This window comes from Pseudomonas migulae NBRC 103157, assembly GCF_002091715.1.
In the GTDB taxonomy this organism is placed as follows: Bacteria; Pseudomonadota; Gammaproteobacteria; order Pseudomonadales; family Pseudomonadaceae; genus Aquipseudomonas; species Aquipseudomonas migulae_A.
The window spans coordinates 1-25,363 of record NZ_BDAG01000057.1; the positions used below are offsets into that span (position 1 = coordinate 1).

A 25,363-nucleotide genomic window follows, 5' to 3' on the forward strand; every position below is an offset into this window, starting at 1 on the left:
ACCCGGCAACGCTGGGGTTGAGTTATCTGGACCCGTACCGGTTCGGCTTCAGCCCACGCCCGATGCTGATCTTCGTCGCCCTGCTCACGGCAGGCCTGTTTTTCCTGCGCAGTTACCTGGCCGTCGTGATGCTGGCGAGCGCGACCCTGGCCTTCATCGCCGGGATAAAACCTTCGCATAACTATTGGGATTACCTGGTTGATCCGCTGCTGGGCCTGTATTGCTGCGCGGCACTGCTGGTGCTGGCGGTGCGCTGGTCGTATGGCTGGCTGAACACGTTGCCTGACTCAGCGAAAGACTCCGGATCCGTTTGAGATTCAACGACATTTTTATTAGGGGAACAGGGATGGGTTGGCTGCAATCAAGACGTTTGCATTATTGGCTAGGCGCAACAGCGATTGCGTTTGTGCTGTTTGCATTGCTGCGGGTGGTGTTCTTTTTCGGTTTTTCCGGTTTCGACGCCAACGCGTTGAGCGACGAAAATTCAGTCCTGGAAACCCTGGGCATCGGCTTCCGTTTCGATTTGCGTCTGGCCATCCTGGTTATGTTGCCTCTGGCGTTGCTGGCCTGGATTCCGCGTTGGAATCTTCTCGGCAGCCGCCTGCTTCGCGGATTGGCACGCGTCTATTTGGCAGTAGCCATAGGCGCCCTGCTGCTGATCTATATCGTCGATTTTGGCCATTACGCCTACCTGGGCGTGAGGATCAACGCCACCGTGCTGCGCTTCATCGAGGATGCGCAAATATCCCGTGACATGGTCTGGCAAACCTACCCGGTTATCTGGATTTCATTGGGGTGGCTGGCAACGGTTGCGCTGGTGACGCTGGCCCTGGTGCGTCTTGAACGCGTGACACTGGATCGCCCCCGCAAAGCCATTCACCCGCTCTCCGCCACGTGGGGGGGCGCGCTGATGGTTGTGCTGGTGCTATTGGGTATTCTGGGCCGTGTCGAGAACATGAACCTTGAAAACCCTGTGCCATTGCGCTGGAGCGATGCCTTCTTCTCCGGTAATAACCAGATCGCCGCGCTGGGCCTGAATCCGGTGATCTTCCTTTACGACACGGTCAAGGTCGGCCAGTCGCGCTATGACGAAGCGCAGGTGCGTGAACACTACGCGGTGATAGCCAAGTACCTGGGAGTCGACCAGCCCGACCCGCACACCCTGAATTTCGTCCGTCACCAGGCTCCGCAACCGTACAAAATATCGAACTCGCGGCCACCGAACGTGATGTTTGTCATGCTCGAGTCTCTGGGTACCAGTGCCGTCGGCGCCTATGGCAACCCGATCAATCCGACGCCCAATATCGATCGTCTGGCCACACAGAGCTGGTTCTTCGAGCACTTCTATGTTCCGGTCACCGGGACCGCAAAAACCGTTTGGGCCAGCATCAGCGGGGTTCCAGACGTCACTCGACAGGAAACCGCGACGCGTAATCCGCTGATCACCAAGCAGCACACATTGATCAATGCCTTCACCGGTTACGAGAAGATCTACACCATCGGCGGCAACTCCGGTTGGGCCAACATGAACGCCTTGATCCGGCAAAGTATCGACGGGGTTCGCTTGCTTGAAGAGCGGGACTGGGAATCCCCGGTCGTGGATGTCTGGGGGATTTCTGATCTGGACCTGTTCAAGGAAACCGACAAGATCCTGCAGGCACTGCCCAAGGACAAACCGTTCTTTGCCTATGTGCAGACGGCCGGCAACCATCGGCCCTTCACGATTCCCAAGAGCAATGACGGTTTCGAGGTCAAGCACCCTACCCTGGCGGAAGTTCAGGCCGCAGGTTCGCGCAGTGTCGAACAGTACAACGCCGTGCGCCTGCTGGACTTCAACATCGGGCGCTTGATGGAAATTGCCAAGGAAGGGGGTTACTACGACAACACCATTTTCGTGCTGTTTGGCGACCATAACACCCGTATCGCCCAGATCCCTTTCCTTGCACCGGCTTATGAGCAACTGGGTCTGGAAAGCAACGCGGTGCCCATGATCATCCACGCACCGGGCCTGCTCGGCACGCGGACCGTCAAGGAAGCCGTCGGCCTGGTGGACTTGCTGCCGACCGTGGCGGGAATGGCTGGCCTCGAGTTCCGCAACAGCGGCATGGGGCGCGACATCCAGCAGCCTGCGCCCGAGGGTGAACGCGTGGTGCCGTTGGTGCTGCGTGAAGGCACGTTCCCTTTGATTGCGGGCGTCACTCAACACTACATGGTGCAAATGCAGCACGACGGCAGCTCGCCGACGCTGCACGACCTGGCCTCACCGACGCCGCTGGACAACGTGGCCCCGCAAAACCCCGAAGAGTTCAAGCGCCTGGTGCAACTGACCCGCGGCTTGCATGAAACCTCAAGGTTGATGCTGTACCAGAACGTGCGCAAGTAACCGGGCCACCAGCCCGATTGTGTCGGGGCCGGACTACCGCGCCGGCTCCGATAACGTACACGCACTTTGTCTACTCGCGATCCGCTCCCCGCCCTTCCTTCCGGTCTTCCGGATAGACCTTGAGATAGCTGCTGACGGCGACACCTAATGTCGGAAAAAACGCAGCTTCGCCAAACCGCTCTAAAAGCCCGAATCGCTTCAACTTGTCTTTGACGGGGTCTTTCATCTCGGCCACGCATAACGTGATGCCCGCCGCGCTCAAGGTGTCGTCCAGTTCGGCCAGCATGTCGGCGGAAGTCACATCCACGCTGGTGACCGGTTCCGCCGCTACCACCAGCCAACGAACTGGCGTGGGCGATGCCGCCACGGCGTCCAGCACTCGGTCATGGAACAGCTCTGCGTTGGCAAAAAACAACGGGGCATCCCAGCGAAACAGCACCAGGCCGGGAGTAAGACGCGCATCCGGATAACGCGTGATGTCGTGATAGCCCTGAACGCCTTTGGCGCGACCCAAAACCGCAGAATACGGACGCCAGGCATCCCATAGAAACTCAATCACCGCTATGACGATGGCAAGGCCAATGCCCTCGATGGCGCCGAATACCGCCACACCTGCCGTACAAACGATCGATAACCAGAATTCCCAGCGCTGGATACGATAAATCCGTCGCAGGTCGGCCACTTCCATCAGGCCTATCGCCGATGCGATGACCACCGCCGCCAATGCGCTGGTGGGCAGGTTCTTCAGCAAATCCGGAGCAAATACCAACAACAAAGCAACAGCCAGCGCTCCCACCACGCCGGTGAGTTGGGTCCGGGCGCCCGCGGCCTCGGCCACGGGAGTCCGTGAAGAGCTGCTGCTGATGGGAAAACCCTGGAACAAACCGCCAGCAAGGTTGGCCACGCCGAGTCCTACCATCTCCTGGTTGGGGTCGACATAGGTCTGGGTCCGCGCCGCATAGACACGCGAGAGCACACTGGTGTCGGCGAACGAGACAAGCGCAACGGCGCAACCCCCGATCAGCACAGGAACGATATCGGCACTGCGGATCCAGGGGATGGCAAACGCCGGCAGGCCTTGGGGCAGAGAGCCGAGGACCGCCACATCGTAGGCTGCAAGGTCCAGCACGCCAACGGCGACGGTGGCGCCTGCCACGGCGATCAGAATTCCTGGCACGCGTTTTTTGTCCTTGAGCAACAAGATGACCGCCATGGTGGCCGCACCGACCATAAAGGTGGTCCAGTTGGTTTTCCCATCCGACACCGAGGTGACAATGGCCCACAGGTTGCGCAACGGTCCGTCGGTATCGATCGAAAAGCCGAAAAGCCTGGGTAGTTGGCTGATCAATACCGTCAATGCAATGCCGTTCATGTAGCCATAGCGGATCGGTTTGGACAGCAACTCGGTGACGAAACCCAGCCGCGCTACGCCGGCCAGGATGCACACCATCCCCGAGACAATCGCCATCATGCCGGCCAGAGCGATCGCGCGATGCGGATCGCCACCGGACAACGGCAGAACGACAGCAAGAATGACGGCCGCCAATGAGGAATCCGGCCCCAGTACCAGGATTCGGCTGGGGCCGAACAATGCATAAGCGAGCAATGGAACAATGGTCGCGTAAAGACCATAAATGCCGGGCACTCCCGATGCCACCGCGTAGGCGATGCCGACGGGCACCAGCATGGTGGTGAGCACGAGTCCGGCCACAATGTCGTGCTGCAACCATGCCATCTTATAGCTGCGTAACATCTGCAGCCCCGGCAGCCAACGGCGCCAGCCGGTTTGATCGCCAGTATGGCTGCGCGTAATCCGACCCGGCTCAGGAACGGGGGGCGCATCCTCCGAATCGTTCATGGGACTTTAGCCCTCAGGGGTGAAAAACAGAGTGCAGTACGTACGCAACATGTTCGAAATTTACAGTGATTAAACGTCGCCTTTCCATAAATTCTCGCCGATCAAACGATGTTTTTCCTCCTGAGCCTCAGCAGATGATATCAAAGTGCCTTTATTGCAGATTACGCTGACCTCTCGCTCGCTATCACTTGGCTGACTCAGGAATTACAGATCATGGAAAGCTGGAAAATCAGGACTCATCTGCTTGTGCTCACCAGCACTTTGCTGCTGGGTTTGTTGTGTGTCGGTGGGCTTGGACTCTTGGGAATGCAATCCGCAGTACACAGTCTGGAGACCGTGTATCTCGATCGGGTCGTGCCGCTGCGGGACTTGAAGAAAATCGCTGACCTGTACGCCGTGGACATCGTCGATGCCACCCACAAGGCACGCAATGGCAACTTCACCAACGCTGAGTCATTGACCCGCATAGAGCAAGCGCAGAGAGAAATCGATCAGACGTGGCAAGCGTACAAATCGACAACGCTGATCCCCGCAGAAACCCGTTTGATCGCGCAAATCAACCCACTGATGGAAGCCACCCGCGGGCCATTGCAAAACCTGCAGGGCATGCTGCGCCAGAACGACAACGCCGGTCTCGCACGTTTCGCGACAGACCAGCTGTATCCACTGATCGATCCCTTGTCAGCCAAGTTTTCCGAGTTGATCGAGGTTCAACTGGTGGAGTCCAAATACCAGTTCGAGCAGAACCAGATCGCCTACACCTCCAGTCTCCAGCTCAGCCTGTTGATTCTCGCAATGGCGTTGATCGCAGGCGTGGCCTACACGTTTTTGTTCTCCCGACTGTTGAGCCGCCAGCTCGGTGCCGAACCGGCAGAACTGGCCGCCATCAGTTCGAACATTGCCCTGGGGAAACTGGCCGCGACACAGTTTGACCAGCAACAGCAGACGACGACGGGTGTGCTGCACTCCGTCCAGGCGATGCGCCACAGTCTGAGCGAAATGATCGGCAAGATCAGTCAGGCCTCCGAGCAGATCGAGGGTGCCACGCTGCAACTGTCTGCCTCTTCCGAGCAAGGAATGAGCAGCGCCGCCCTGCAAAGCGAGACAGCCTCCTCCATGGCGGCCACGGTAGAAGAACTTTCCGTCAGCATCACTCACATTGCCGACAATGCCCGACAGGCTCAGAGCACCGCGCAGAAAGCGGGCGAAATCACCAGCGAAGGCATGGAGGTCATGCAGGCCTCCATCCAGGAAATGGACCAGATAGCCGATCTGGTTGCACAAAGCTCATCGGACATCGATCAGCTGGCGATTCAGTCGAATGACATCAGTCTGATTGTCGGGGTGATTCGGGGTATCGCCGAACAGACCAATCTGCTGGCCCTCAATGCCGCCATCGAAGCGGCACGCGCGGGCGAGCAAGGTCGCGGTTTCGCCGTGGTCGCCGATGAAGTGCGCAGCCTTGCCGCCCGCACAGCCCAATCCACCACGGAAATCGTGGCCTTGGTCAGTACCATACAAAACGGCATGGTCAAAGCCAAAGACAGCATGGCCGCTGGCTGTGAGCGCGTGACCCATGGCCAGAAACTGGTCGAAAGCGCGGGCCTCTCCATGGGCAGGATCAAGGGTGCACTGGACGAATCCCTTGCAGCCGTCAGTTTCATTTCGTTGTCGCTCCAGGAACAACGCGCCGCCAGTGAACAGGTCGCCTGCAACGTCGAAAAAGTGGCGCAAAGTGTGGAGGAGAACGCCACAGCCCAAGGCGGAATCGTTCGAACGACCCAGGAACTCAAGGCAATGTCCGACGGACTGGGCGTTATTCTGCAGCGGTTCAGTTTCTAAGTGGGATTGCCCGGAGAACCTGAAGGCATGACCAGTCAATCAATCCTCTGCGGGCCTTCTGAACACCAGCAACTTCCCGGTGGCTCGCTGCACCACCTTGTCATTCTGATTCAGCGTTTCCATGAACAGCGTCACCACACCCCGATCCGGTTTGGAGGCTGACGGATCGATGGCCTTCACGGTGCTGAACAGGCGCAACACATTATCCGGATAAGTCGGCGTCGGCCAACTCAACTCGATGCCCAGGCCAATGATGCCGTTTGCCAGGGGCACGCTGGCCACCAGCATTTTCATGGTCAGGGCCGCGGTGTTCCAGCCGCTGGCTGCCAGGCCGCCGAAAAGGCTCGACTCGGCTTCTTCGGCGCTCAGGTGAAAGGGTTGCGGATCGTACTCGCGAGCAAACGCCAGCATCGCTTCGCGGTTGACGCGAACGGGGTCGCTTTCAAATTCCTGACCCAGGCTCAGGTCATCGAGGTAGAGTTTTTCCCAGGAATGCATGTTCATGATTCATTCCTCTGCAATGTATTACCAATAGCCGATGTCGCTGAGATCGATGGCCACCAGCAAGGCGTCCTTGTCCGCTTGCGCATCAGCCTTGCGTCGATAGGCGCGCCGTTTGCCGGGCATGCGCAAGCCATTGGCTTCGACATAGCCATGAACGTACTGGGCGGCAGGCAGAGCACCGCTGACGTCCACGTTGTAGTCGTGTCGACGTAACAAGAAGTCGTCACCGAAGTAGAAATCCTGCACAGCGCAGTGAGTGGCGATGTTTTCGGGAAAGGTCACCCGCAATCGCCGCCAGCGCTGAGTGCCCTCGTGCCAGGGTTCGACCTCCTCGGTCAAGACACCCGGCCACGTGAACTGGAAAGGCATGGTCAGGTAGGACCAGAGTGCGTAACCGTTGAAGTACGCGCGGTGCAGCGGATCCCAGGGACTGTTTTCCCCATGGTTGCGAAAGGATTCCCTCGGCGCTGCACGCTCGGCAATCACCTTGCCGGCGGTATTTTCGATGGCGATTCGATCCGGTGTGTAGACGGTGAATTGATCGGCCTCGCCAAAGGGCGTCACCGAGGCCCGCTGTTCATGCAACCACACGGTCATTTCGCGCGGCGCGCTGTCCTGGGTCAGCCCTTTCATTGCCCACAGCGAGCCGCCGGTCACGATGGTGGCGCGTACCTGATTGAAACTGTTCCAGCGTTCCAGACCACCGTGGGCGGTCAGCACCTCATTCAGCAGTTCATCACGCTGTGCATTCATGGTTGCGGCCCTCCTTCCTCCGGTGGCCGATCCTGTACCCATTGCCAGAATAATTGATACCCGACCGCGAGCACTACCGGGCCGATGAACAGTCCGATGATGCCGCTGGTGACCATGCCGCCAAGGGCGCCGATCAGCACCACCGGCATCGGCACATCGACCCCGCGTCCCAACAACAACGGTTTGAGCACGTTATCCACCAGGCCGGCAATAAAGACATAGATGGCGAACACGATCGTCGCAGTGTTCGCGCCCTCGGTGGTAAACACGAAGACAATCGCCGGAAGCGTGATGAGCGTCACCGGCAATTGCATGATGCCCAGCAACAACACCGCCAAGGCCAGCAAACCTGCGCCGGGGATGCCTTTGAAGACAAAACCGAGCCCCACCAGCAGCATCTGGATGAACGCGATGCCCACCACGCCCAACGCCACCGCGCGGATCGTCGCGGTGCACAGTGCAGCGATTTTCGGTCCTCTGCCGGGTCCGCTCACGCGGGAGGCAATCTGCACCGCGCTGCGGCTGCCGCCCTCGCCATGGGCCATGAAAATACCGGCAATGATCAAGGCAAAGATAAAAGTCAGAAAGCCCATGCCGACGCCGGCCATCTTGCTCAACAGGGTCAGGCTGACGTCTTTGATCTGCGGAATGTATTTCGCGGTCAGGTCAGGAAGATTGGTTGAAGCCTGTAGCCACAGATCAGACAGCGGCTGGCCCACCAGCGGCCAACTGGCGACGGATTCGGCGGGCGGTGGGATGTGAAAGTCGCCCCCCTTGACCAGTTCCATCGCGCGCTCCACCGAATCGGCAATCGAGGTGCCCAGAAAGTAGATCGGCAACACCAGAATGATGATGGCGATGAGGATAATCAGCGTCGCAATGCGCCCGTCCCTTTGCCCCAAGGGCCCTTTCAGCCGCTGCTGCAACGGGTAAAGGGTGATCGCCAGGATCAGCGCCCACAGCATCAGGTCGCGGAACGGGCTGAAAATCTCGAAACAGAACAACACCAGCACGGCGATCAGACCGGCCCGGATCAAGACATCGAGCAGCGTGCGCGTCAGCGTTTTTTCGGAGAACGATGTGGGTTCCATGGAGGCCTCCCTGATCACTGCGGTACGGGATCGGTTAGCCCAGCATAGACGCTCAATTGAAAGCGCGAGGATTCAACGCAGCTTCAAGGGATCAACCAGTCCGGCGGCAATGGCCATGCCGACCAGGTCCGGCAGGGTATTGGCTTGCATGCGTTTCATCACGCGAGAGCGGTAGAGGTCGACCGTTTTCGCACTGACCCCCAATTGCTCGGCGATTTCCCGCGTGGTGTAACCCTGCACCAGCGGCAGCAAGACGTCGCGCTCCCGTGGGGTCAGCGTGAGCAAGCGCGCCTGCAACGCTTCATGCCCTTGATTGCCCGAACGGTGTGTCGCGCAATTGCTGAGGGCCTGTTGCACGCTGTCCAGCAGCAATTGTTCGTTGTAGGGTTTTTCAATGAAGTCGTGAGCGCCGGCCTTGAACGCACGCACCACGATCGGCACATCGGCGTGACCGCTGACGAAGATGATCGGCAGGTTCAGTTCGCGCAAACGCATTTCTTCCTGCACGTTCAAGCCGCCCATGCCAGGCATGCGCACATCCAGCAGGACACAGGCCGCCAGACTGGCATCGCAGGCATTGAGGAATTCGACGCCACTGGTGAACGGCAACGCCTTGAGGCCGACCGACTCAAGTAGCCAGACCGTCGAATCGAGCATGCCTTGATCGTCATCGACCACATACACCACGTGCTCAGTCACACCCGCCATTGCATTATTCCTGTTGTTGTTTTGTTGGGCCGGCAAGCGGCAAGCGACAGCACATCAGCAACCCGACCGGTTGGCGTCGAGCCTGCAATTCGCCGCCAAAACCTTCGATGATGCTGCGGCTCATGGACAACCCGAGCCCCAGGCCATCGGCCTTGCTGGTATAGAACGGGGTAAAGATCTGCTCCAGTTCGGGCTCGCTCACGCCGGGGCCCTGGTCTTGAACATTGATGTCCACGCAGGCAGCACCGCCCTGCCCCGCAGTCATCACGATCAGCGAAGGCAGGCCGGGATGTTGTTCGCGGTTGGCATCGATGGCATTGCGCAACAGATTGAGCAGGACCTGCTCCAGCAGCACCCGGTCGGCATAAACGGGCGGCAGATTATCCGGCAGTCGATCCTCGATTGTCACTTGGCAATTGCTCGCCTCCCAGTCGCACAAACGCACGGCTTCGCGGGCGACATCGGTGACATTCAGCGCCTGCATGCGGCGCTGGCCCTTGCGCAAAAACGCCCGCAAACGACGGATCACTTCCGAGGCGTGCGTGGCGTGGTGGGTGATGCGCTGCAGGCCTTGCGCCACCCGGGCGGCGGCTTGCGGATTGGAATCCACGGTCTGTAAATAGCGCTGGCTGGCATTCGCGTAATTGACCACAGCGGCCAGCGGCTGATTGATTTCGTGTGCGATGCCCGAGGCCAGTTCACCGAGGGTGACCAGGCGCGCAGTGTGCGCCAGCTCATCCTGATGGCGGCGCTGTTGCACTTCACGCAGTTCACGTTCGGTCATGTCCCGCGCCACCAGGGAATAGTAGCGCTCGCCGCCAGCCGAACGGTGCGCCAACAACACCAGGGATACCGGCACCGAAGCGCCACCGCCCGGTGGTTGCAAGCGCGCATCGGTGCTCCAGACGCCGTCGCGTTCGGCGCCGGTCCAGCCGTCACGTTGCAGACGCGTCAAGTCCGCGCTGGCGAACAATTCTGCCAGGGTCGGCATCGGCTGTTGCTCGCCAATCCCGAGAATGCGGCGTGCCGCCGGGTTGAGGTAAGTGATTTGACCTTCGGGATCGATAAACAGCACCGGGTCGATGTTGGCTTCGACGACTTCGGCCAGGCGCCGCTTGTTCTCTTCGGCTTGCACCCGGGCGGTGATGTCCCGGGAGACGCTGACCACCTCTACCACCGTGCCGGTGTAGGTTTCACGAATCGCCCGGCTGGCAGTTTCGAACCACAGGTAATGCCCGTCCCGATGGCGAATGCGATACGTCATCGTGTGATAACCGTCCTGCTCCAGCGCATCGCGGGCGCGCTGCACCAGGCTGGCCAGGTCCTGGCCATGGAACAACCCCTGGGCCATTTTCCCGCGTAATTCTTCCGGCCAGTAACCGAGCAATGTCCACGAAGCGGGTGAGGCATCGAGAAAACAGCCGTCCGGTGTGTGCCGGGAAATCAGGTCAGTGGTGTTCTCGATAATCAACCGGTAAAGCCGCCGCGCCTGGGTCGCTTCGCGTTCGGCCAGCACTTGCACGGTGGCGTCGCGGCAACGGGCAAGCACGCGGTTGTCCTGCGGATCGGGAATGAATGTCCAGATCAGAATCTGTGATTCGAATTGGGCTTCAACCCCTTCAATGGCCCGTTGCTGATCCAGACAGGCGCGTACCAGCACCCGATGATTGACCGGTAGAAATCCCAGTACATCGGTCAGCGGCTTTTCGGCCAGCAGCGCCAACAACGCCGCGTTGAATTCCTGCGGCCGGCCCTGCGCGTCGAGCAACAGGCTCGGCTGAGGATCGTGGCCCAATAAAGGCGAGCCACGCAGCATGCCATTGACGCTGCTGAGCAAGGCGGTCAGCAAATCCTGCACCCACCCCAGCCAATCCAGACTCACACCGTCACAGACTTCCACCAGCAACAGACCCGCCTGCCCTGGCGTCAACGCCAGATCAAACACCTGACCGTGGCTGATCGCGGCGCGGCGCAGTCGGCCGGCCAACCAGCAATCCAGTTGCCGCACTTGCGCCAGATCGAGGCGCCCCGCTTCCAGCAGCCGCTCGAACAGCAACTGATCGCTGGCCTGCGACGGGTCGCCCTGGCCCGGCGGAAAATGCTGGGCGGCGCCTTCGTGGCTGTAGATCCTCGCCTGGGGTTGCCAGCTGAGGTAAACCGCGCGACGCACCTCGGGGCAATCCTGCAAGGCCCGGCACAACGCATCGGCACGGGCAGCCAGGGAAACGCCCTCGCGCTGCAGGCGTAACCAGCTGTGCAATCGAACGGGAGTCAGGGTCATCACGGGGTCGCTTTGTTGGGGAAGCCAAGGATATACCGGCCTCATCGATATGGCTGTAGTCATTTAGATCAGAAAGAATCAAATATAGTATATGTACTATACGCTATAGGTTGTACTTCCATACCAATGGCGGATTGTTATATAAAGCAACCCGGACATAAAAGGTGACCTTCAGCGGCTACGCTGAAAGGCCACCGATAGAGCTAACAATCAGCCACCGAGTACCCGTACATGTCGATCTATGAACAAGGGCTAAGCCCTTTGGCTGTCAATCACATCGCCTTGTCGCCGCTCAGCTTCCTTGAGCGCACCGCCAACGTTTATCCCGAGTACCCCGCAGTCATCCATGGCTCGATCCGTCGCACCTGGGCGCAGACCTATACCCGTTGCCGACGCCTGGCCTCGGCGCTCGCCGGTCGCGGCATCGGCAAGGACGACACCGTGGCGGTGATGCTGCCCAACATTCCGGAAATGCTTGAAGTGCATTTTGGCGTACCGATGATCGGCGCCGTGCTCAACCCGCTCAACGTGCGCCTGGATGCCGAAGCCATTGCCTTCATGCTCCAGCATGGCGAGGCCAAGGTGCTGATCACCGACCGCGAGTTCCATAGCGTCATTCATGCCGCCATCGGCATGCTGGATCACCCGCCGCTGGTCATCGACGTCAACGATCCGGAGTACGGCGAAGGCCAGGCCGTCAGCGATCTGGACTATGAAGCATTGCTGGCCGAAGGCGACCCGGCATTCGCCTGGCAATGGCCGGACGACGAGTGGCAAGCCATCTCGCTGAACTACACCTCCGGCACCACCGGCAATCCAAAGGGTGTGGTCTATCACCACCGTGGCGCTTATCTGAATGCCCTGGGCAACCAGATGACCTGGGCGATGGGCAACCACCCGGTGTACCTCTGGACCCTGCCGATGTTCCATTGCAATGGCTGGTGCTATCCGTGGACCATCACCGCGCTGGCCGGTGTGCACGTGTTCCTGCGCCGCGTCGATCCGCAGAAAATCCTCACGCTGATCCGCGAACACCAGGTCACCCACCTGTGCGGTGCGCCGATTGTGCTCAATGCGCTGGTCAACATGCCGGAATCGGCGAAGGCGGCCATCGATCACCCGGTCGCCGCCATGGTTGCCGGCGCTGCACCGCCGGCCAAAGTGATTGGCGCCGTGGAAGAAATGGGCATCAAGGTCACCCACGTTTACGGCCTGACCGAAACCTATGGCCCGGTGACCCTCTGCGCCTGGCATGCCGAATGGGATGAACTGCCGCTGGAAGAACGGGCGCAGATCAAATCCCGCCAGGGTGTGCGCTACCCGACGCTCGAAGGCGTGATGGTCGGCGACTCGAAGACTCTGGAGCCGACCCCGCGCGATGGCCAGACCATCGGTGAAGTGTTCATGCGCGGCAACACCGTGATGAAGGGCTACCTGAAAAACCCGACGGCCACCGCCGAAGCGTTCGAGGGTGGCTGGTTCCATACCGGCGACCTGGCGGTATGTCATCCCGACGGTTATGTCGAGATCAAGGACCGCCTCAAAGACATCATCATTTCCGGCGGCGAGAACATTTCCACCATCGAACTCGAAGGCGTGCTCTATCGACATCCGGGCGTGATGGAAGCCGCGGTGGTCGCCCGTCCCGATGAAAAATGGGGCGAAACGCCCTGCGCCTTCATCACCTTGAAGGCCGATCACCAGGACGTTCGCGAGGCCGACATCATCAGTTTCTGCCGCGAACACCTGGCCGGTTTCAAAGTCCCGCGCACGGTGATTTTCACCCTGTTGCCGAAGACCTCCACCGGCAAGATCCAGAAGTACGTATTGCGAGACAGGGCCAAGGCCCTCTAACCCTAACCGACGTTTCACCTATCAGGCGGCAGGTGTCTTACCTGCCGCTTCGGGCTCGTGCACGCCGGATTCGGCAGGCCCTGCCACCTCACACCGATAACAACAACAATGTGGAGCGCACCATGATCGACATCCATGCAACCGATACCCAACGCTGTGAACGTATTCGGACCAACCCGAAATTCCTTCAATTGGTCAGCAGCCGTTCGCGCCTGGCCTGGTCGTTGAGTGCTGCCGTGCTCGGCACTTATTACCTGTTCATGCTCGTGGTGGCGTTTGCCCCGCAGTGGCTGCACGCACCGCTTGGCGAGCATCGGATGTTGACCCTGGGCATGCCGGTTGGCGCGGCGATCATCATTTTTTCCTGGCTGCTGACCGGCTGGTACGTCTACAGCGCCAACACCCGCTTCGATGCGCTGGGCGCCGCCATTCTTGAGGAGAGCAAGTGATGCGTAAACTCATCCTCGCCGCAGCGTGCCTGCTACCGGCCTCCGCTGTGTTCGCCGCGCCCCCGTTGAGCGCCATAGAAAAACAACCGCTGAACCTGAACGCGATCGGCATGTTCTTCGTGTTCGTCCTCGGTACGCTGGCGATCACCTGGTGGGCCGCACGCCAGACCAAATCCACATCGGACTTTTACACTGCCGGCGGTGGCATCACCGGGTTTCAGAATGGCCTGGCGATCGCTGGTGACTACATGTCCGCCGCCACGCTGCTGGGGCTGTCCAGCCTGGTGTTCGCCAAGGGTTATGACGGTTTCATCTACACCATCGGCTTCTTTGTCGGCTGGCCGATCATCACTTTCCTGATGGCCGAGCGTCTGCGCAATCTGGGGCGCTACACCTTTGCCGACATCGTTTCCTATCGACTGGACCAGAACAAAGTGCGGATTTTCGCCGCGTTCGGTTCGTTGACGGTGGTGTGCTGCTACCTGATCGTGCAGATGGTCGGTGCCGGCCAGTTGATCAAATTGCTGTTCGGGCTCGACTACCCTGTCGCGGTGATGATCGTTGGCGCGTTGATGCTGGTGTATGTGATTTTCGGCGGGATGATCGCCACCACCTGGGTGCAGATCATCAAAGCCGTGCTGTTGCTCGCCGGCGGTACGACCCTCGCGGTCATGGCCATGTCGCAGTTCGGTTTCAGCTACGAAACCCTGGCTACCAAAGCAGTCGAGGCGCATGCCAGCGGCTGGAACATCATGGGCCCCGGCTCAATGCTGGCCGACCCGATCAATACGGCGTCGATGTCGCTCGGCCTGGTGTTCGGCATCGCCGGTTTGCCGCACATTCTGATGCGTTTCTTCACCGTGCCCAACGCCAAGGAAGCGCGTAAATCGGTGTTCTACGCCACCGGTTTCATCGGCTTCTTCTTCCTGGTGGTCTGCACCCTGGGCTTCGCCGCGATGGTGATCATCGGCACCGATCCGCAGTACTACGTCAATGGCGAAGTCGGCGGCGCCCTGATCGGCGGCGGCAACATGGTGGCCATGCACCTGGCCAAAGCCGTCGGCGGCAATCTGTTCTTCGGGTTCCTCTCGGCCGTGGCCTTCGCCACCATTCTTGCAGTGGTGTCCGGGTTGGCCCTGGCCGGTGCGTCGGCGATTTCCCACGACCTCTACGCCACCGTGTTCAAGAAAGGCAACGCCACTCAGAAACAGGAAATGCGCGTGACCCGCATGGCCACCGTGGGCCTGGGCGTGATCGCGATTCTGCTGGGCATTCTGTTCGAGAAGATGAACGTCGCGTTCCTGGTCGGCCTGACGTTCGGCATCGCCGCGTCGACCAACTTCCCGGTACTGATCATGGCCATGTACTGGAAAGGCCTGACCACCAAAGGTGCGATCATCGGCGGTTTTGCCGGCCTGATCTGCGCCCTGGTGCTGGTGATCCTTTCCCCGGCCGTGTGGGTGACCGTGCTCGGTCATGCTCACGCGATCTTCCCGTATGACCACCCGGCGCTGTTCTCCATGCCGTTGGCGTTTCTGGTGATCGTCGTCGTGTCCCGACTCGACCGCAGCGTGCGGGCCGACAAGGAACGTGATGCCTACGCCGACCAGTTCGTGCGCGCCCAGACCGGCCTCGGTGCTGCCGCCGCTTCCAGCCATTGATTGAAAGGCACGGCGCGCTGTTGCGGCGCCGTGCACAACCGTCCTGTTGAGGTTCACGTTATGCCCGAATTCAAAGCCCCCCTGCGCGACCTGCGCTTCGTCCTGCATGAAGTGTTCGACGCCCCGGCCCTGTGGGCGCGCCTGCCGGCCCTGGCTGACAACATCGATGCCGACATCGCCGACGCGATCCTTGAGGAGGCGGGAAAAGTCACCGCGCACCTGATCGCACCCTTGAACCGCAGCGGCGACGAGGAAGGCGCGCAATGGCATGAAGGTCAGGTGACCACGCCGATCGGCTTCAAACAGGCTTATGCCACGTACATCGAAGGTGGCTGGGTCGGCCTGTCAGGTAATACCGAATATGGCGGCATGGGCATGCCGAAAATGCTGGCCGTGCAGTTTGAAGAAATGCTCTACGGCGCCAATTCAAGCTTCGCGCTGTACTCGGCATTGAGTTCCGGTGCCTGCCTGGCACTGGATGCCCACGCCAGTGACAGCGTGAAAGACCTGTACCTGCCGCCAATGTATGAAGGTCGCTGGGCCGGTTCCATGTGCCTGACCGAAGCTCATGCCGGCACGGATCTGGGGCTCATCCGCACCCGCGCCGAACCTCGGGCCGACGGCAGTTTCAGCATCACTGGCAGCAAGATTTTCATCACCGGTGGCGATCAGGACCTGACCGAGAACATCGTCCATCTGGTGCTGGCCAAACTGCCGGACGCACCGGCCGGGCCGAAAGGCATCTCGCTGTTTGTGGTGCCCAAGGTGCTGGTCAATGCCGACGGTTCACTCGGTGACGCCAACGCCGTGAGTTGCGGTTCAATCGAGCACAAGATGGGCATCAAGGCCTCGGCCACTTGCGTGATGAATTTCGACGGCGCCAGTGGCTGGCTCGTGGGCGAAGCCAATAAAGGCCTCGCGGCGATGTTCACCATGATGAACTACGAACGCCTGTCCATCGGCATTCAGGGCATTGGTTGCGCCGAAGCGTCTTATCAGAGTGCTGTGGCGTACGCCCGTGAACGCATTCAGAGCCGCGCCCCGACCGGCGCCATGGCCCCGGACAAAGTCGCCGATCCGATCATCGTTCACCCCGACGTGCGCCGCATGCTGCTCAGCATGAAAGCCATGACCGAAGGTGGCCGCGCGTTCGCCAGTTATGTCGGGCAGCAGCTCGATCTGGCGAAGTTCTCCGACGATGCGCAAGAACGCGACACCGCCCAGACCCTGGTCGCCTTGCTGACACCGATTGCCAAGGCCTTCTTCACCGACACCGGCCTGGAAAGCTGCATCAACGGCCAGCAAGTGTTCGGCGGCCATGGCTACATCCGCGAGTGGGGCCAGGAACAATTGGTCCGCGATGTGCGCATCGCACAGATCTACGAAGGCACCAACGGCATCCAGGCGCTGGATCTGCTCGGGCGCAAGGTGCTGGCCGATAACGGTGTCGCGCTGCGTCAGTTCACCGGCGAGATCCGCCATTTCGCCCATCAGCCTGACGCGCCCTACTCCGCGCAACTGTTCGATGCCGTGCAGCGCCTGGAAGCCTTGAGCGACTGGTTGCAGGACCGGGCGGCGACCAACCGCAACGAAGTCGGCGCCGCCTCCGTGGAATATCTGCACCTGTTCGGTTATGTCGCTTACGCCTGGCTGTGGGCGCGCATGGCGCAGGTTGCTCAGAAAAAACGTGGCGAAGACGAAGCGTTCTACGGCGCGAAAATCGCCACCGCCGACTTCTACATCCATCGTTTGCTGCCGCGCATTTTGAGCCTCGAACAGTCGATTCGCGCCGGCAGTGCTTCGTTGTTCGGTCTGAGGGCCGAGCAGTTCTGACGATTGAACCGCACGCGGCGCCACGCTCCTCTCTTTTTGGTGTCCGCGTTTTTTTATTGATAAGCCCTCGCCCGGTTGGCGAGGGTCGCGCAAGCCGTCATTCCATAATAAAAACAAAGGGGCTTCACATGGATCGCAACACCCGTATTCTCGCTACCCGACTGTTTCTGGCCGGCGGTGTCATCAGCCTCTCGGCTCCCGCCGCGGCTGACTTTATCAAGGACAGCAAGGCCAGCCTCGAACTGCGCAACTTCTACTTCAACCGGGATTATCGTCAGGCCAACGCGGCGCAATCGAAGCAGGAGGAATGGGCGCAGGGTTTCCTGCTGCGCTACGAGTCCGGCTTCACCGAGGGTTTGATCGGGTTCGGTTTCGATACGATCGGCCTGCTGGGCGTCAAGCTCGACTCCAGCCCGGATCGCGCCGGCTCCGGCCTGCTACAGCGCCATCGCGACACCCGCAAAGGTGCGCAGGACGAGTACGGCGAACTGGGCCTGACCGCCAAAGTACGCGCCTCCAAAAGCACGCTGAAACTCGGCACGCTGCTGCCGAAACTGCCGACGGTGCTGGCCAACGATTCACGGCTGCTGCCGCAAACCTTCAAGGGCGGTCAGTTGACCTCCCTGGAAATCGAAGGCCTGAGCGTGGATGCCGGACGACTGACGCAGGTCAACCAGCGCGATTCCTCGGACTACGAGGACATGGGCATCACCCGAACCGGCGCCAAGGGCATCACCAGCCGCCATCCGGACAGCGACAGCTTCGATTTCGCCAGCCTCAACTACAAATGGACCGGCAACCTCGCCACCGGTTACAGCTACGGGCATCTCGACAATTTCTACAGCCAGCACCTGGTCAACCTGACCTATGTGTTGCCGGTCACCACCGGCCAGTCGTTGAAAACCGACCTGCGCTTCGCCCGTTCAACGGATGATGGCGGCAGCAATGTCGATAACAACGCCATCGGTGCGATGTTCACCTATAGCCTCGGCGGGCATGCGTTGGGCTTGGGTTATCAAGGCATGAGCGGTGACACCGGGTACGCCTACGTCAATGGCACCGATGCGTTCCTGGTGAACTTCGTGCAGATCGGCGACTTCGCCAGCAAGGACGAGAAGTCCTGGCAGGCTCGCTACGACTACAACTTTGCGGCCATTGGCGTACCGGGCCTGACCTTCATGACGCGCTACATCACCGGGGACAATATCGACCTGGGCGGTAACCGTCCGCAAGGCAAGGAATGGGAACGGGACACCGACATTGGCTATGTCGTGCAGAGCGGGCCGCTGAAAAACGTCGGGGTGAAATGGCGTAATGCGACGGTGCGTTCGACCAATTTTGGCAGCGACCTCGATGAAAACCGCTTGATTGTCAGTTACACGTTGCCGATCTGGTAAGACTGGATAACGGCCACCACCGCTTTGCCAGCAAGCCGGCTCCTACAAGGGTTGTGTCGTTCATAAAACATCGGTACACCCCGATTCTGTAGGAGCCGGCTTGCTGGCGAAGGGGGCTTCAACGAATTTTGGCCGTGATTTCGATGAAAACCGCTTGATTGTCAGGTACACGTTGCCGATCTGGTAAGGCTGCGTAACGGCCACCATCGCTTCGCCAGCAAGCCGGCTCCTACAAGGGTTGTGTCGTTCATAAAACATCGGCATCCCCCGATTCTGTAGGAGCCGGCTTGCTGGCGAAGGGGGCTTCAACGAATTTTGGCCGTGATTTCCATGAAAACTGTTTGATTGTCAGTTACACGTTGCCGATCTGGTAAGGCTGCGTAACGGCCACCATCGCTTCGCCAGCAAGCCGGCTCCTACACGGGTTGTGTCGTTCATAAAACATCGGCATCCCCCGATTCTGTGGGAACCGGCTTGCTGGCGAAGGGGGGGCCGCGACACCGGTGTTCTCGCCCCACAAGAAAGTCAAAACACAGCACACCGGTTCAATATCCCCGCGTCAATTTACGCAACCATGGCCTCCTCACTCACCCGTAAGGACCTCGCCATGGCTATCGCAAAAGCAGTTCCCGGCAAAACCCTGCTGACCCCGACCGACCACACGCTGATCATGATCGACCACCAGTCGCAGATGTCCTTTGCGACCAAGTCGATCGATGCCGTGACCCTGCGCAACAACGCCGCGCTGGTGGCCAAGGCTGCCCGCGGCTTCAAGGTTTCGACCATCCTCACCACGGTTGCCGAGAAGAGCTTCTCCGGTCCGATTTTCGATGAAATCAAATCGGTGTTCCCGGAACACAACGTCATCGACCGCACCAGCATGAACACTTGGGAAGACGAGCGCATTGCCGTTGAAGTGAACAAGTTCGGCAAACAGAAAATCGTCCTCGCCGGCCTGTGGACCTCCGTGTGCATCGTTGGCCCGGCGCTGTCGGCCATCGACCAGGGTTTTGAGGTCTACGTGATTGCCGATGCCTGTGGCGACGTCAGCACCGAAGCTCATGAAATGGCCATGCAGCGCATGATCCAGATCGGCGCCCGCCCAATGACTTCGTTGCAATACCTGCTTGAGTTGCAGCGCGACTGGGCACGTACCGAGACTTACGACGAAACCGTGAAAACCTCGATTGCCAACGGTGGGTCCTACGGTCTGGGGCTGATCTACGCCAAGACCATGTTTGGTGCTTCCGAAGGCCACTAAGCAATACCAGCGACTCCGCGGCCTGCGGAGTCGCTTTCCCCCGCGGTGATTGACCGATGAAATATTCCTCGCAAGACCTCCGGGTCAGGCTGCCATTGTGCTTGTCCGTGCTTTTAGCCAGCACTATTGGACCTGCCCGTGCCGATGAATCGGTGCAGGGTTTTCTTGAAGGCTCGAAGGCGGAAGTAGTGAGCCGTAACTTCTACCTCAACAGCGATTACCGTACGCCCTCGCCCACCGGCAAGAGTTACAAGGCGGAATGGGCCCAGGGCTTCATCAGCTCGTTCGAATCGGGCTTCACCCCCGGCACCCTGGGATTTGGCATCGATGCCCACGGGTTTCTGGGGCTGAAACTGGATGGCGGCAAGGGCCATTCCGGGACAGGACTGTTGCCGTTGGACAGTGACGGCAGGAGCGAAGACAGCTACTCCAGTGGCGGCGGCGCATTGAAGATCAGGGCCTCGAAAACCACCCTGGCCTTCGGTGAAATGATGGTCGAAACCCCGGTATTCGACACCGCGGACAAACGTCTGCAACCGGAATACGCCAGCGGGTTTCTGTTGAACAGCCGCGAAATCGACGGGATGAACCTGGTCGCCGGCCACTTTACAGCGTTCAAGAACCAGGACGCCTCTTCGGGCAAGGGCAACTTCTACGGCTATGGCGCAAACACCGAAGCGGGCGGCATTTCATTGCTGGGTGCCGACCTGTTTACGCAAAGCCCTCTCGGCGCAGCCCTGTACGCATCGGAATTGACCGACACCTGGCATCAGTACTACGGCAATCTGCACCTGAAACAGTCCGGTTGGTTCCTCGATGGCAATCTTTATCACACCCAGGACACTGGCCGATCACTTGCCGGCGCTATCGATAACACAGCGGTCAGCCTGTCGGGTAAATACACCGTCGATGCCCATGCCTTTACCCTGGCCTATCAGAAGGTCAACGGCGATACACCGTTCGATTTCGTCGGCGGCGATTCCATCTACCTTGCCAACTCGATCAAGTATGCCGACTTCAACGGCGCCCATGAACAATCCTGGCAAGCGCGTTACGACCTGGATCTGGGTGCCTATGGCATTCCCGGTCTGAAATTCATGACCCGGTATGTCCGGGGCAGCCAGATTGATGGCACCCATGCCCCCCAAGGTGGCGCTTACAACCCGTTCGATGAATCGCTGGGCACGAACGTGCCGCAACAAGGTGATGGCGGACGGCATTGGGAGCGCGACATCGACTTGCGCTACATCGTGCAGTCCGGTTCGGCCAAGGGCTTGTCACTGCAACTGTCCCATGTCTCGCACCGGGCCAACAGCGCCCAGGCCGGCGATGATATCGACCGGGTTTACGTGGTTATCGAGTACCCGCTGAACTTCGGGCGTTTCTGATGGAAATGGCGGAAGGCAGCAGGAGTCGAACCTGCCCGGGAACGGATGCCGTCCCCAACCGGGTTTGAAGCCCGGCCGCGCCACCGGGCGCGATTGCCTTCCTTGAACTCAGGGCTCTGTTTGCCGAGCCAGTGCACTGTCCAGACGCACATGGCGCTTGTCGCCAAAGCGTCGGGTCAGGCCGATGCGGTCGAAGTATTCGAGAATCTGGATGCTGCGTTTGCGCCCAAGGCCCACCGCATCGCGAAACGCGGTGACTTGAATCACCTCGTTTTGCGCCGCCAGTTGCAAGAGCATAGTCGCCAGACGACGCAGCATCGCATCGGTGTAAAACAGGTCGCGGACCACTTGATGCACCTGGCCCAGGCGCGCCATCTTGCGCAGCAGCAAGCGTACCGCCACCTCATTGCCTCCCAGATCACGCACCCACGGCGGATCGAAACCGGCCTGTTCGAACAACGGTTGCAGGTGTTGCCACAGGGCTTCGTCCTCCTCGCTCAAACGTACCTGATGACCGGGTAAATGCAGCCACGGTCCGCTGGCGGTAATCACGCCGCTGGCCAGTAGTTCGTCGAGCAGGCTGATGAACGTCGCGCGGTCCAGCGCCGTGCCAGTGAACCGGCGAAGGCGGCCCCGATCCGGGCCCATTTGGTCCGGTTCGAGTTCATGAAAACGCGCCAAATGCTCCACTAACCGGGCTTTTTGCGTTTCCCAACGCAGCGTACTGAACAGTCGTTGTCCCTGACGTGTGTCGATCAGGCGCACATCATCGGGCAGATTCCAGGTGCCGCGCAGACGGTTGAACTGGCGTTCCAGTTGCTGCGGATCGAGTCCGATGTCGCTGTTGATCAGCAATGCCGGCAGGACGTCCTCCAGATTTGTTGTCGTGGTCAGTGCCTGCAACTGCGCGAGTCGCTCCGCGCTTCGGCGCTGTCGGGATGGCGCGAACGGGTCCAGCACCCGACCACCGCCGAGGGTGCGTTGAGCGCTTTGATCGCGCAGGATCAAAGGGTCGCCCTTCACCGCCTGCACCGGCGCATTCAGCAGGATCTGCGCAAACATTCGCTCGCCCGGTGCCAGGCTGGCCCCCTCCAGCAGCGCCACCCGCCCCGTTACGTCCTGAGTCCCCAAGTGAACATGCACCGGCTGAAAGTGCTCGAAGGGCTTGGGTTCGCTGGCCAGCAATTGCATGTCGATATCCAGGCGTTGGGTCGGCGCATACAGCCACTCGGCCAACAACCAGTGTCCCCGATGAATCTGCTCCAGTGCCAGGCGCTCGGCACTCAGGTTCAATGCCACGCGCTGGCCCGCCGTTGCGCTGTCGGCGGCCTGATTCTGCGCATGCAGGCCGCGCACTCGCACCGGCTTGCCCTGCGGGCCGAACAACAGCGTGTCGCCGACCGACACCTGCCCGGACAACGCTGTGCCGGTCACCACAATGCCCGCGCCGGCGACGCTGAATGCCCGATCAATCGCCAGACGAAACCCTCCGTGGGCACTGCGCTGGAGCACGTTTTCTTGCGCATCCAGCAAGGCCTGGCGCAGCGTTTCAATGCCCTCGCCGGTCGTGTTCGACAGCGCAATCTGCGGTGCACCCGCATAAGGACCGGGCGCCAGCAAGGTGGCGATCTGTTCGCGCACGGCCTGCACCCGGGAAGGCTCGACCCGGTCGCATTTGGTAATCGCAATCAGCGCCCGAGGAACGCCCAGCAGTTCGACGATAGCCAGGTGTTCGCGGGTCTGGGGCATGACGCCGTCATCGGCAGCCACCACCAGCAGCGCCAGATCAATGCCCTGCGCCCCGGCCAGCATGTTGTGGGTGAAACGTTCATGACCGGGCACGTCGATAAACCCCGTCAGGGCCGCGCCGGGTTCAAGCGCTGCGTAGAGGTAGCCGAGGTCGATGGTCATGCCCCGTTCACGCTCTTCCCGGCGACGGTCGCCCGCCTGACCGGTCAAGGCCTGCAGCAAAGCGGTCTTGCCGTGGTCGATGTGCCCGGCGGTGCCGACGATCACCCGGGCACCTGCAGTTGATCGAGTTGCGCCAGCCACGCCGGCTCGTCGTCCAGTTGCCGCAGATCCAGCCACAAGGCGTCGTCGTCGAGGCGACCGAGCACCGGAATGTCCAGCTGTCTGAAGGCAGCCTCCAGCTCAAGCAACCGCCGACCGCGCAGGCGCTTGCTGACTTCCGGTCGCAGGCACAACGCCGCACTCGGCAGGCGCGCCACCGGTTGGCTGCCGCTACCGATCATGCCCAGTGCTGGCAGTGCGCTGACACTCCAGCCGTCACCCATCACTTTGGCCAGTGATGGTTGCAGACGTACGGCCTGGGCGAGGATGTCTGCCCGTGGCCGAGTGAGCAGGCGCAGACTCGGCAGGCGTTCGGCCAGACGATCCGGATCGCGATACAGCCCCAGCACGGCTTCGAGGGCGACCAGGGTCAGTTTGTCGACGCGCAACGCCCTTTTCAGCGGGTTCTTCTTGATCTTCGCGATCAGGTCTTTGCGACCCACGATCAGTCCGGCCTGTGGGCCACCCAGTAGTTTGTCGCCGCTGAAGGTGACGATGTCGGCACCGTCGAGCAATGCCTGGCGCACCGTCGGCTCGGCGGGCAAGCCCCAGCGAGTCAGGTCCAGCAGGCTGCCGCTGCCGAGGTCTTCGAGCAGCGGCAAATCATGTTTGTGCGCCAGCTCTGCCAGTTCAGCGGTCGGCACGCTCGTGGTGAAGCCCTGAATGTTGTAGTTGCTGGCGTGCACGCGCATCACCAGACCGCTGCGCGGACCGATGGCGGCTTCGTAGTCTTTGGCGTGGGTGCGATTGGTGGTGCCGACTTCGTGCAGCTTCACTCCGGCCCGCGCCATGATGTCGGGAATGCGGAACGCACCGCCGATTTCGATCAGTTCACCACGGGAGATGATGCCTTCCTTGCGCGCGCCCAGGCTGTTGAGCGTCAGCAGCACGGCGGCCGCGTTGTTGTTGACCACGGTCACGGCTTCGGCGCCGGTGAGTTCGCGGATAAGGCCTTCGATCAAATCGTCGCGGTCGCCGCGCTTGCCGCTGTGCAGGTCGAATTCCAGGTTGAGCGGATGACGGGCGGCCATCAGCACGGCGTCAATCGCTTCCTGTGGCAACAACGCGCGACCGAGGTTGGTGTGCAGCACGGTGCCGGTGAGGTTGAATACGCGACGGACATGGCTGCGATGCTGTTGGGCAAGGCGTTCGCCAGCCCTGCCCGCGAGGATTTCCGGGGTGATTTCTATCGCCTCGAGTTGTCCTGAAATGACTGGTTCACGCAGGTCATCCAGCAGTTGTCGCAAACTCGCCAGCAACGCCTCGCGTCCGTAGCGCTCGGTCAGTGGCTGACAGGCCGGATGGCGCAGCAAACTGTCGATGGAAGGTAGCCGCAAGGCCGGGCTGGCGGATCTGGAGGACATCAGGGGCTCCCGTAAACGGCTGACCGCCTGAGTGTAGTCGCTGACGCTCCCACAATGGATCTGCGTACGGCTGGCGCTCGTGCGCTGGCGGCCTGACAGCCGACCTGTTCTTGCTGATGTCCCCGGCCCCCCTGTAGGAGCTGGCTTGCTAGCGATGGCTGAGCGTCAGGCGGCTTGTTTTTTGAGGGTGTACATATCCGTTGCTGAGGTAACGGCGGCTAATAGTTCCGCCCTCACGGCGGGTCACTTGGAAGAGCGCCAAGTAACCAAGCGCCTGCGCCCCTGACGTACGGTGGCTCGCTAAGGCTCGCCATCCCCTCGCTCCGGTCCTGCTCCGTGGTCCCGCCGCCATCGGCCATCCATGGCCGGGGGCGGCTAACCCGGCATCCATGCCGGGTTGCCCACTGCGCAGAACCTCCACTCTGCCTTCCGACGGGGCAGATCAAGATCAAGATCAAAAACAAAGCGAGGCGGCCTTAGAGCCGACCTGTTTTCGGTCAAGGTCATCGGCAGTGCCCCCCCATCTCATACCCGCCGCTCCCACATTTAATAGGAGTTGTTCAAGAGGGATGTAAACGACAAATGAGCGAAGCGCGCCCGCTTGACGCCCAGGTCGGCCCGAAGGCCGCCTCGCGGCGCTGTGGCGGTAGTCGCGCCCCCTCGTGA

General features: G+C 60.5%; 17 protein-coding genes, 1 tRNA gene and 2 pseudogenes. 11 read left to right on the forward strand and 9 right to left on the reverse strand.

Annotated elements, in window-relative coordinates:
• Together PMI01S_RS28420 and PMI01S_RS28425 are read left to right on the forward strand one after the other, a co-directional pair.
• Positions 1 to 314 (forward strand): annotated as a pseudogene (locus PMI01S_RS28420) (hypothetical protein); the annotation flags it as partial.
• Between the two features lie 32 nt (positions 315 to 346).
• Complete coding sequence (locus PMI01S_RS28425) at positions 347 to 2,383, forward strand: LTA synthase family protein (protein ID WP_084323399.1); 2,037 nt, start codon at positions 347 to 349, stop codon at positions 2,381 to 2,383.
• Positions 2,384 to 2,453: 70 nt separating this feature from the next.
• On the opposite strand, the gene PMI01S_RS28430 is transcribed toward PMI01S_RS28425, so the two are convergent.
• Positions 2,454 to 4,241, reverse strand: coding sequence for a SulP family inorganic anion transporter (locus PMI01S_RS28430; protein ID WP_084323400.1), 1,788 nt, complete (start codon positions 4,239 to 4,241; stop codon positions 2,454 to 2,456).
• 213 nt (positions 4,242 to 4,454) lie between these two features.
• On the opposite strand from PMI01S_RS28430, the pseudogene PMI01S_RS32640 reads away from it, so the two are divergent.
• Together PMI01S_RS32640 and PMI01S_RS32645 are read left to right on the forward strand one after the other, a co-directional pair.
• Positions 4,455 to 4,979, forward strand: a pseudogene (locus PMI01S_RS32640) (Tar ligand binding domain-containing protein); the annotation flags it as partial.
• Positions 4,980 to 5,474: 495 nt separating this feature from the next.
• On the forward strand, positions 5,475 to 6,083 hold the full coding sequence (locus tag PMI01S_RS32645; RefSeq protein WP_443096522.1) for a methyl-accepting chemotaxis protein: 609 nt from the start codon (positions 5,475 to 5,477) through the stop codon (positions 6,081 to 6,083).
• 39 nt (positions 6,084 to 6,122) lie between these two features.
• Here PMI01S_RS32645 and PMI01S_RS28440 read toward each other — a convergent pair whose 3' ends face one another.
• The 5 genes from PMI01S_RS28440 to PMI01S_RS28460 all read right to left on the reverse strand — a co-directional run bounded on the left by PMI01S_RS28440 (position 6,123) and on the right by PMI01S_RS28460 (position 11,420).
• Positions 6,123 to 6,587 carry a MaoC family dehydratase gene (locus PMI01S_RS28440; RefSeq protein WP_084323402.1) on the reverse strand — a complete coding sequence of 155 codons (465 nt, stop codon included), beginning with the start codon at positions 6,585 to 6,587 and terminating at the stop codon, positions 6,123 to 6,125.
• Between the two features lie 21 nt (positions 6,588 to 6,608).
• Positions 6,609 to 7,340: a hypothetical protein gene (locus PMI01S_RS28445; RefSeq protein WP_084323403.1), complete on the reverse strand. Its 732-nt coding sequence runs from the start codon at positions 7,338 to 7,340 to the stop codon at positions 6,609 to 6,611.
• Complete coding sequence (locus PMI01S_RS28450) at positions 7,337 to 8,431, reverse strand: AI-2E family transporter (RefSeq protein ID WP_084323404.1); 1,095 nt, start codon at positions 8,429 to 8,431, stop codon at positions 7,337 to 7,339. The genes PMI01S_RS28445 and PMI01S_RS28450 overlap by 4 nt, the downstream gene beginning before the upstream one ends.
• 72 nt (positions 8,432 to 8,503) lie before the next feature.
• A complete protein-coding gene (locus PMI01S_RS28455; protein WP_084323405.1) occupies positions 8,504 to 9,139 on the reverse strand; it encodes a response regulator transcription factor in 636 nt (211 codons plus the stop codon).
• A gap of 4 nt (positions 9,140 to 9,143) precedes the next feature.
• Positions 9,144 to 11,420 (reverse strand): PAS domain-containing sensor histidine kinase, encoded by a 2,277-nt coding sequence (locus PMI01S_RS28460; protein ID WP_084323406.1) that lies wholly within the window; start codon positions 11,418 to 11,420, stop codon positions 9,144 to 9,146.
• A gap of 231 nt (positions 11,421 to 11,651) precedes the next feature.
• On the opposite strand from PMI01S_RS28460, the gene PMI01S_RS28465 reads away from it, so the two are divergent.
• The 7 genes from PMI01S_RS28465 to PMI01S_RS28495 all read left to right on the forward strand — a co-directional run bounded on the left by PMI01S_RS28465 (position 11,652) and on the right by PMI01S_RS28495 (position 21,263).
• Entirely contained in the window at positions 11,652 to 13,274 is a 1,623-nt protein-coding gene (locus PMI01S_RS28465) for an acyl-CoA synthetase (RefSeq protein WP_084323407.1), read from the forward strand.
• 122 nt (positions 13,275 to 13,396) lie between these two features.
• Positions 13,397 to 13,723, forward strand: a complete 327-nt coding sequence (locus PMI01S_RS28470) for a DUF485 domain-containing protein (protein ID WP_031318916.1) — start codon at positions 13,397 to 13,399, stop codon at positions 13,721 to 13,723.
• Positions 13,723 to 15,384 carry a cation acetate symporter gene (locus PMI01S_RS28475; RefSeq protein WP_084323408.1) on the forward strand — a complete coding sequence of 554 codons (1,662 nt, stop codon included), beginning with the start codon at positions 13,723 to 13,725 and terminating at the stop codon, positions 15,382 to 15,384. The genes PMI01S_RS28470 and PMI01S_RS28475 overlap by 1 nt, the downstream gene beginning before the upstream one ends.
• Positions 15,385 to 15,444: 60 nt before the next feature.
• Positions 15,445 to 17,217 carry an acyl-CoA dehydrogenase C-terminal domain-containing protein gene (locus PMI01S_RS28480; RefSeq protein ID WP_084323409.1) on the forward strand — a complete coding sequence of 591 codons (1,773 nt, stop codon included), beginning with the start codon at positions 15,445 to 15,447 and terminating at the stop codon, positions 17,215 to 17,217.
• 128 nt (positions 17,218 to 17,345) lie between these two features.
• A complete protein-coding gene (locus PMI01S_RS28485; protein WP_084323410.1) occupies positions 17,346 to 18,614 on the forward strand; it encodes an OprD family porin in 1,269 nt (422 codons plus the stop codon).
• 607 nt (positions 18,615 to 19,221) lie between these two features.
• Positions 19,222 to 19,875, forward strand: coding sequence for a hydrolase (locus tag PMI01S_RS28490; protein ID WP_084323411.1), 654 nt, complete (start codon positions 19,222 to 19,224; stop codon positions 19,873 to 19,875).
• Positions 19,876 to 19,931: 56 nt separating this feature from the next.
• A complete protein-coding gene (locus tag PMI01S_RS28495; protein WP_084323412.1) occupies positions 19,932 to 21,263 on the forward strand; it encodes an OprD family porin in 1,332 nt (443 codons plus the stop codon).
• Between the two features lie 6 nt (positions 21,264 to 21,269).
• Here PMI01S_RS28495 and PMI01S_RS28500 read toward each other — a convergent pair.
• The 3 genes from PMI01S_RS28500 to selA all read right to left on the reverse strand — a co-directional run bounded on the left by PMI01S_RS28500 (position 21,270) and on the right by selA (position 24,697).
• Positions 21,270 to 21,365 (reverse strand) — tRNA-Sec (locus PMI01S_RS28500).
• A gap of 6 nt (positions 21,366 to 21,371) precedes the next feature.
• Positions 21,372 to 23,279 carry a selenocysteine-specific translation elongation factor gene (gene selB / locus PMI01S_RS28505; protein WP_084323413.1) on the reverse strand — a complete coding sequence of 636 codons (1,908 nt, stop codon included), beginning with the start codon at positions 23,277 to 23,279 and terminating at the stop codon, positions 21,372 to 21,374.
• A complete protein-coding gene (gene selA / locus PMI01S_RS28510) occupies positions 23,276 to 24,697 on the reverse strand; it encodes an L-seryl-tRNA(Sec) selenium transferase (protein WP_084323414.1) in 1,422 nt (473 codons plus the stop codon). Before selA ends, selB begins: the two co-directional genes overlap by 4 nt.
• Positions 24,698 to 25,363: the final 666 nt, after the last annotated feature.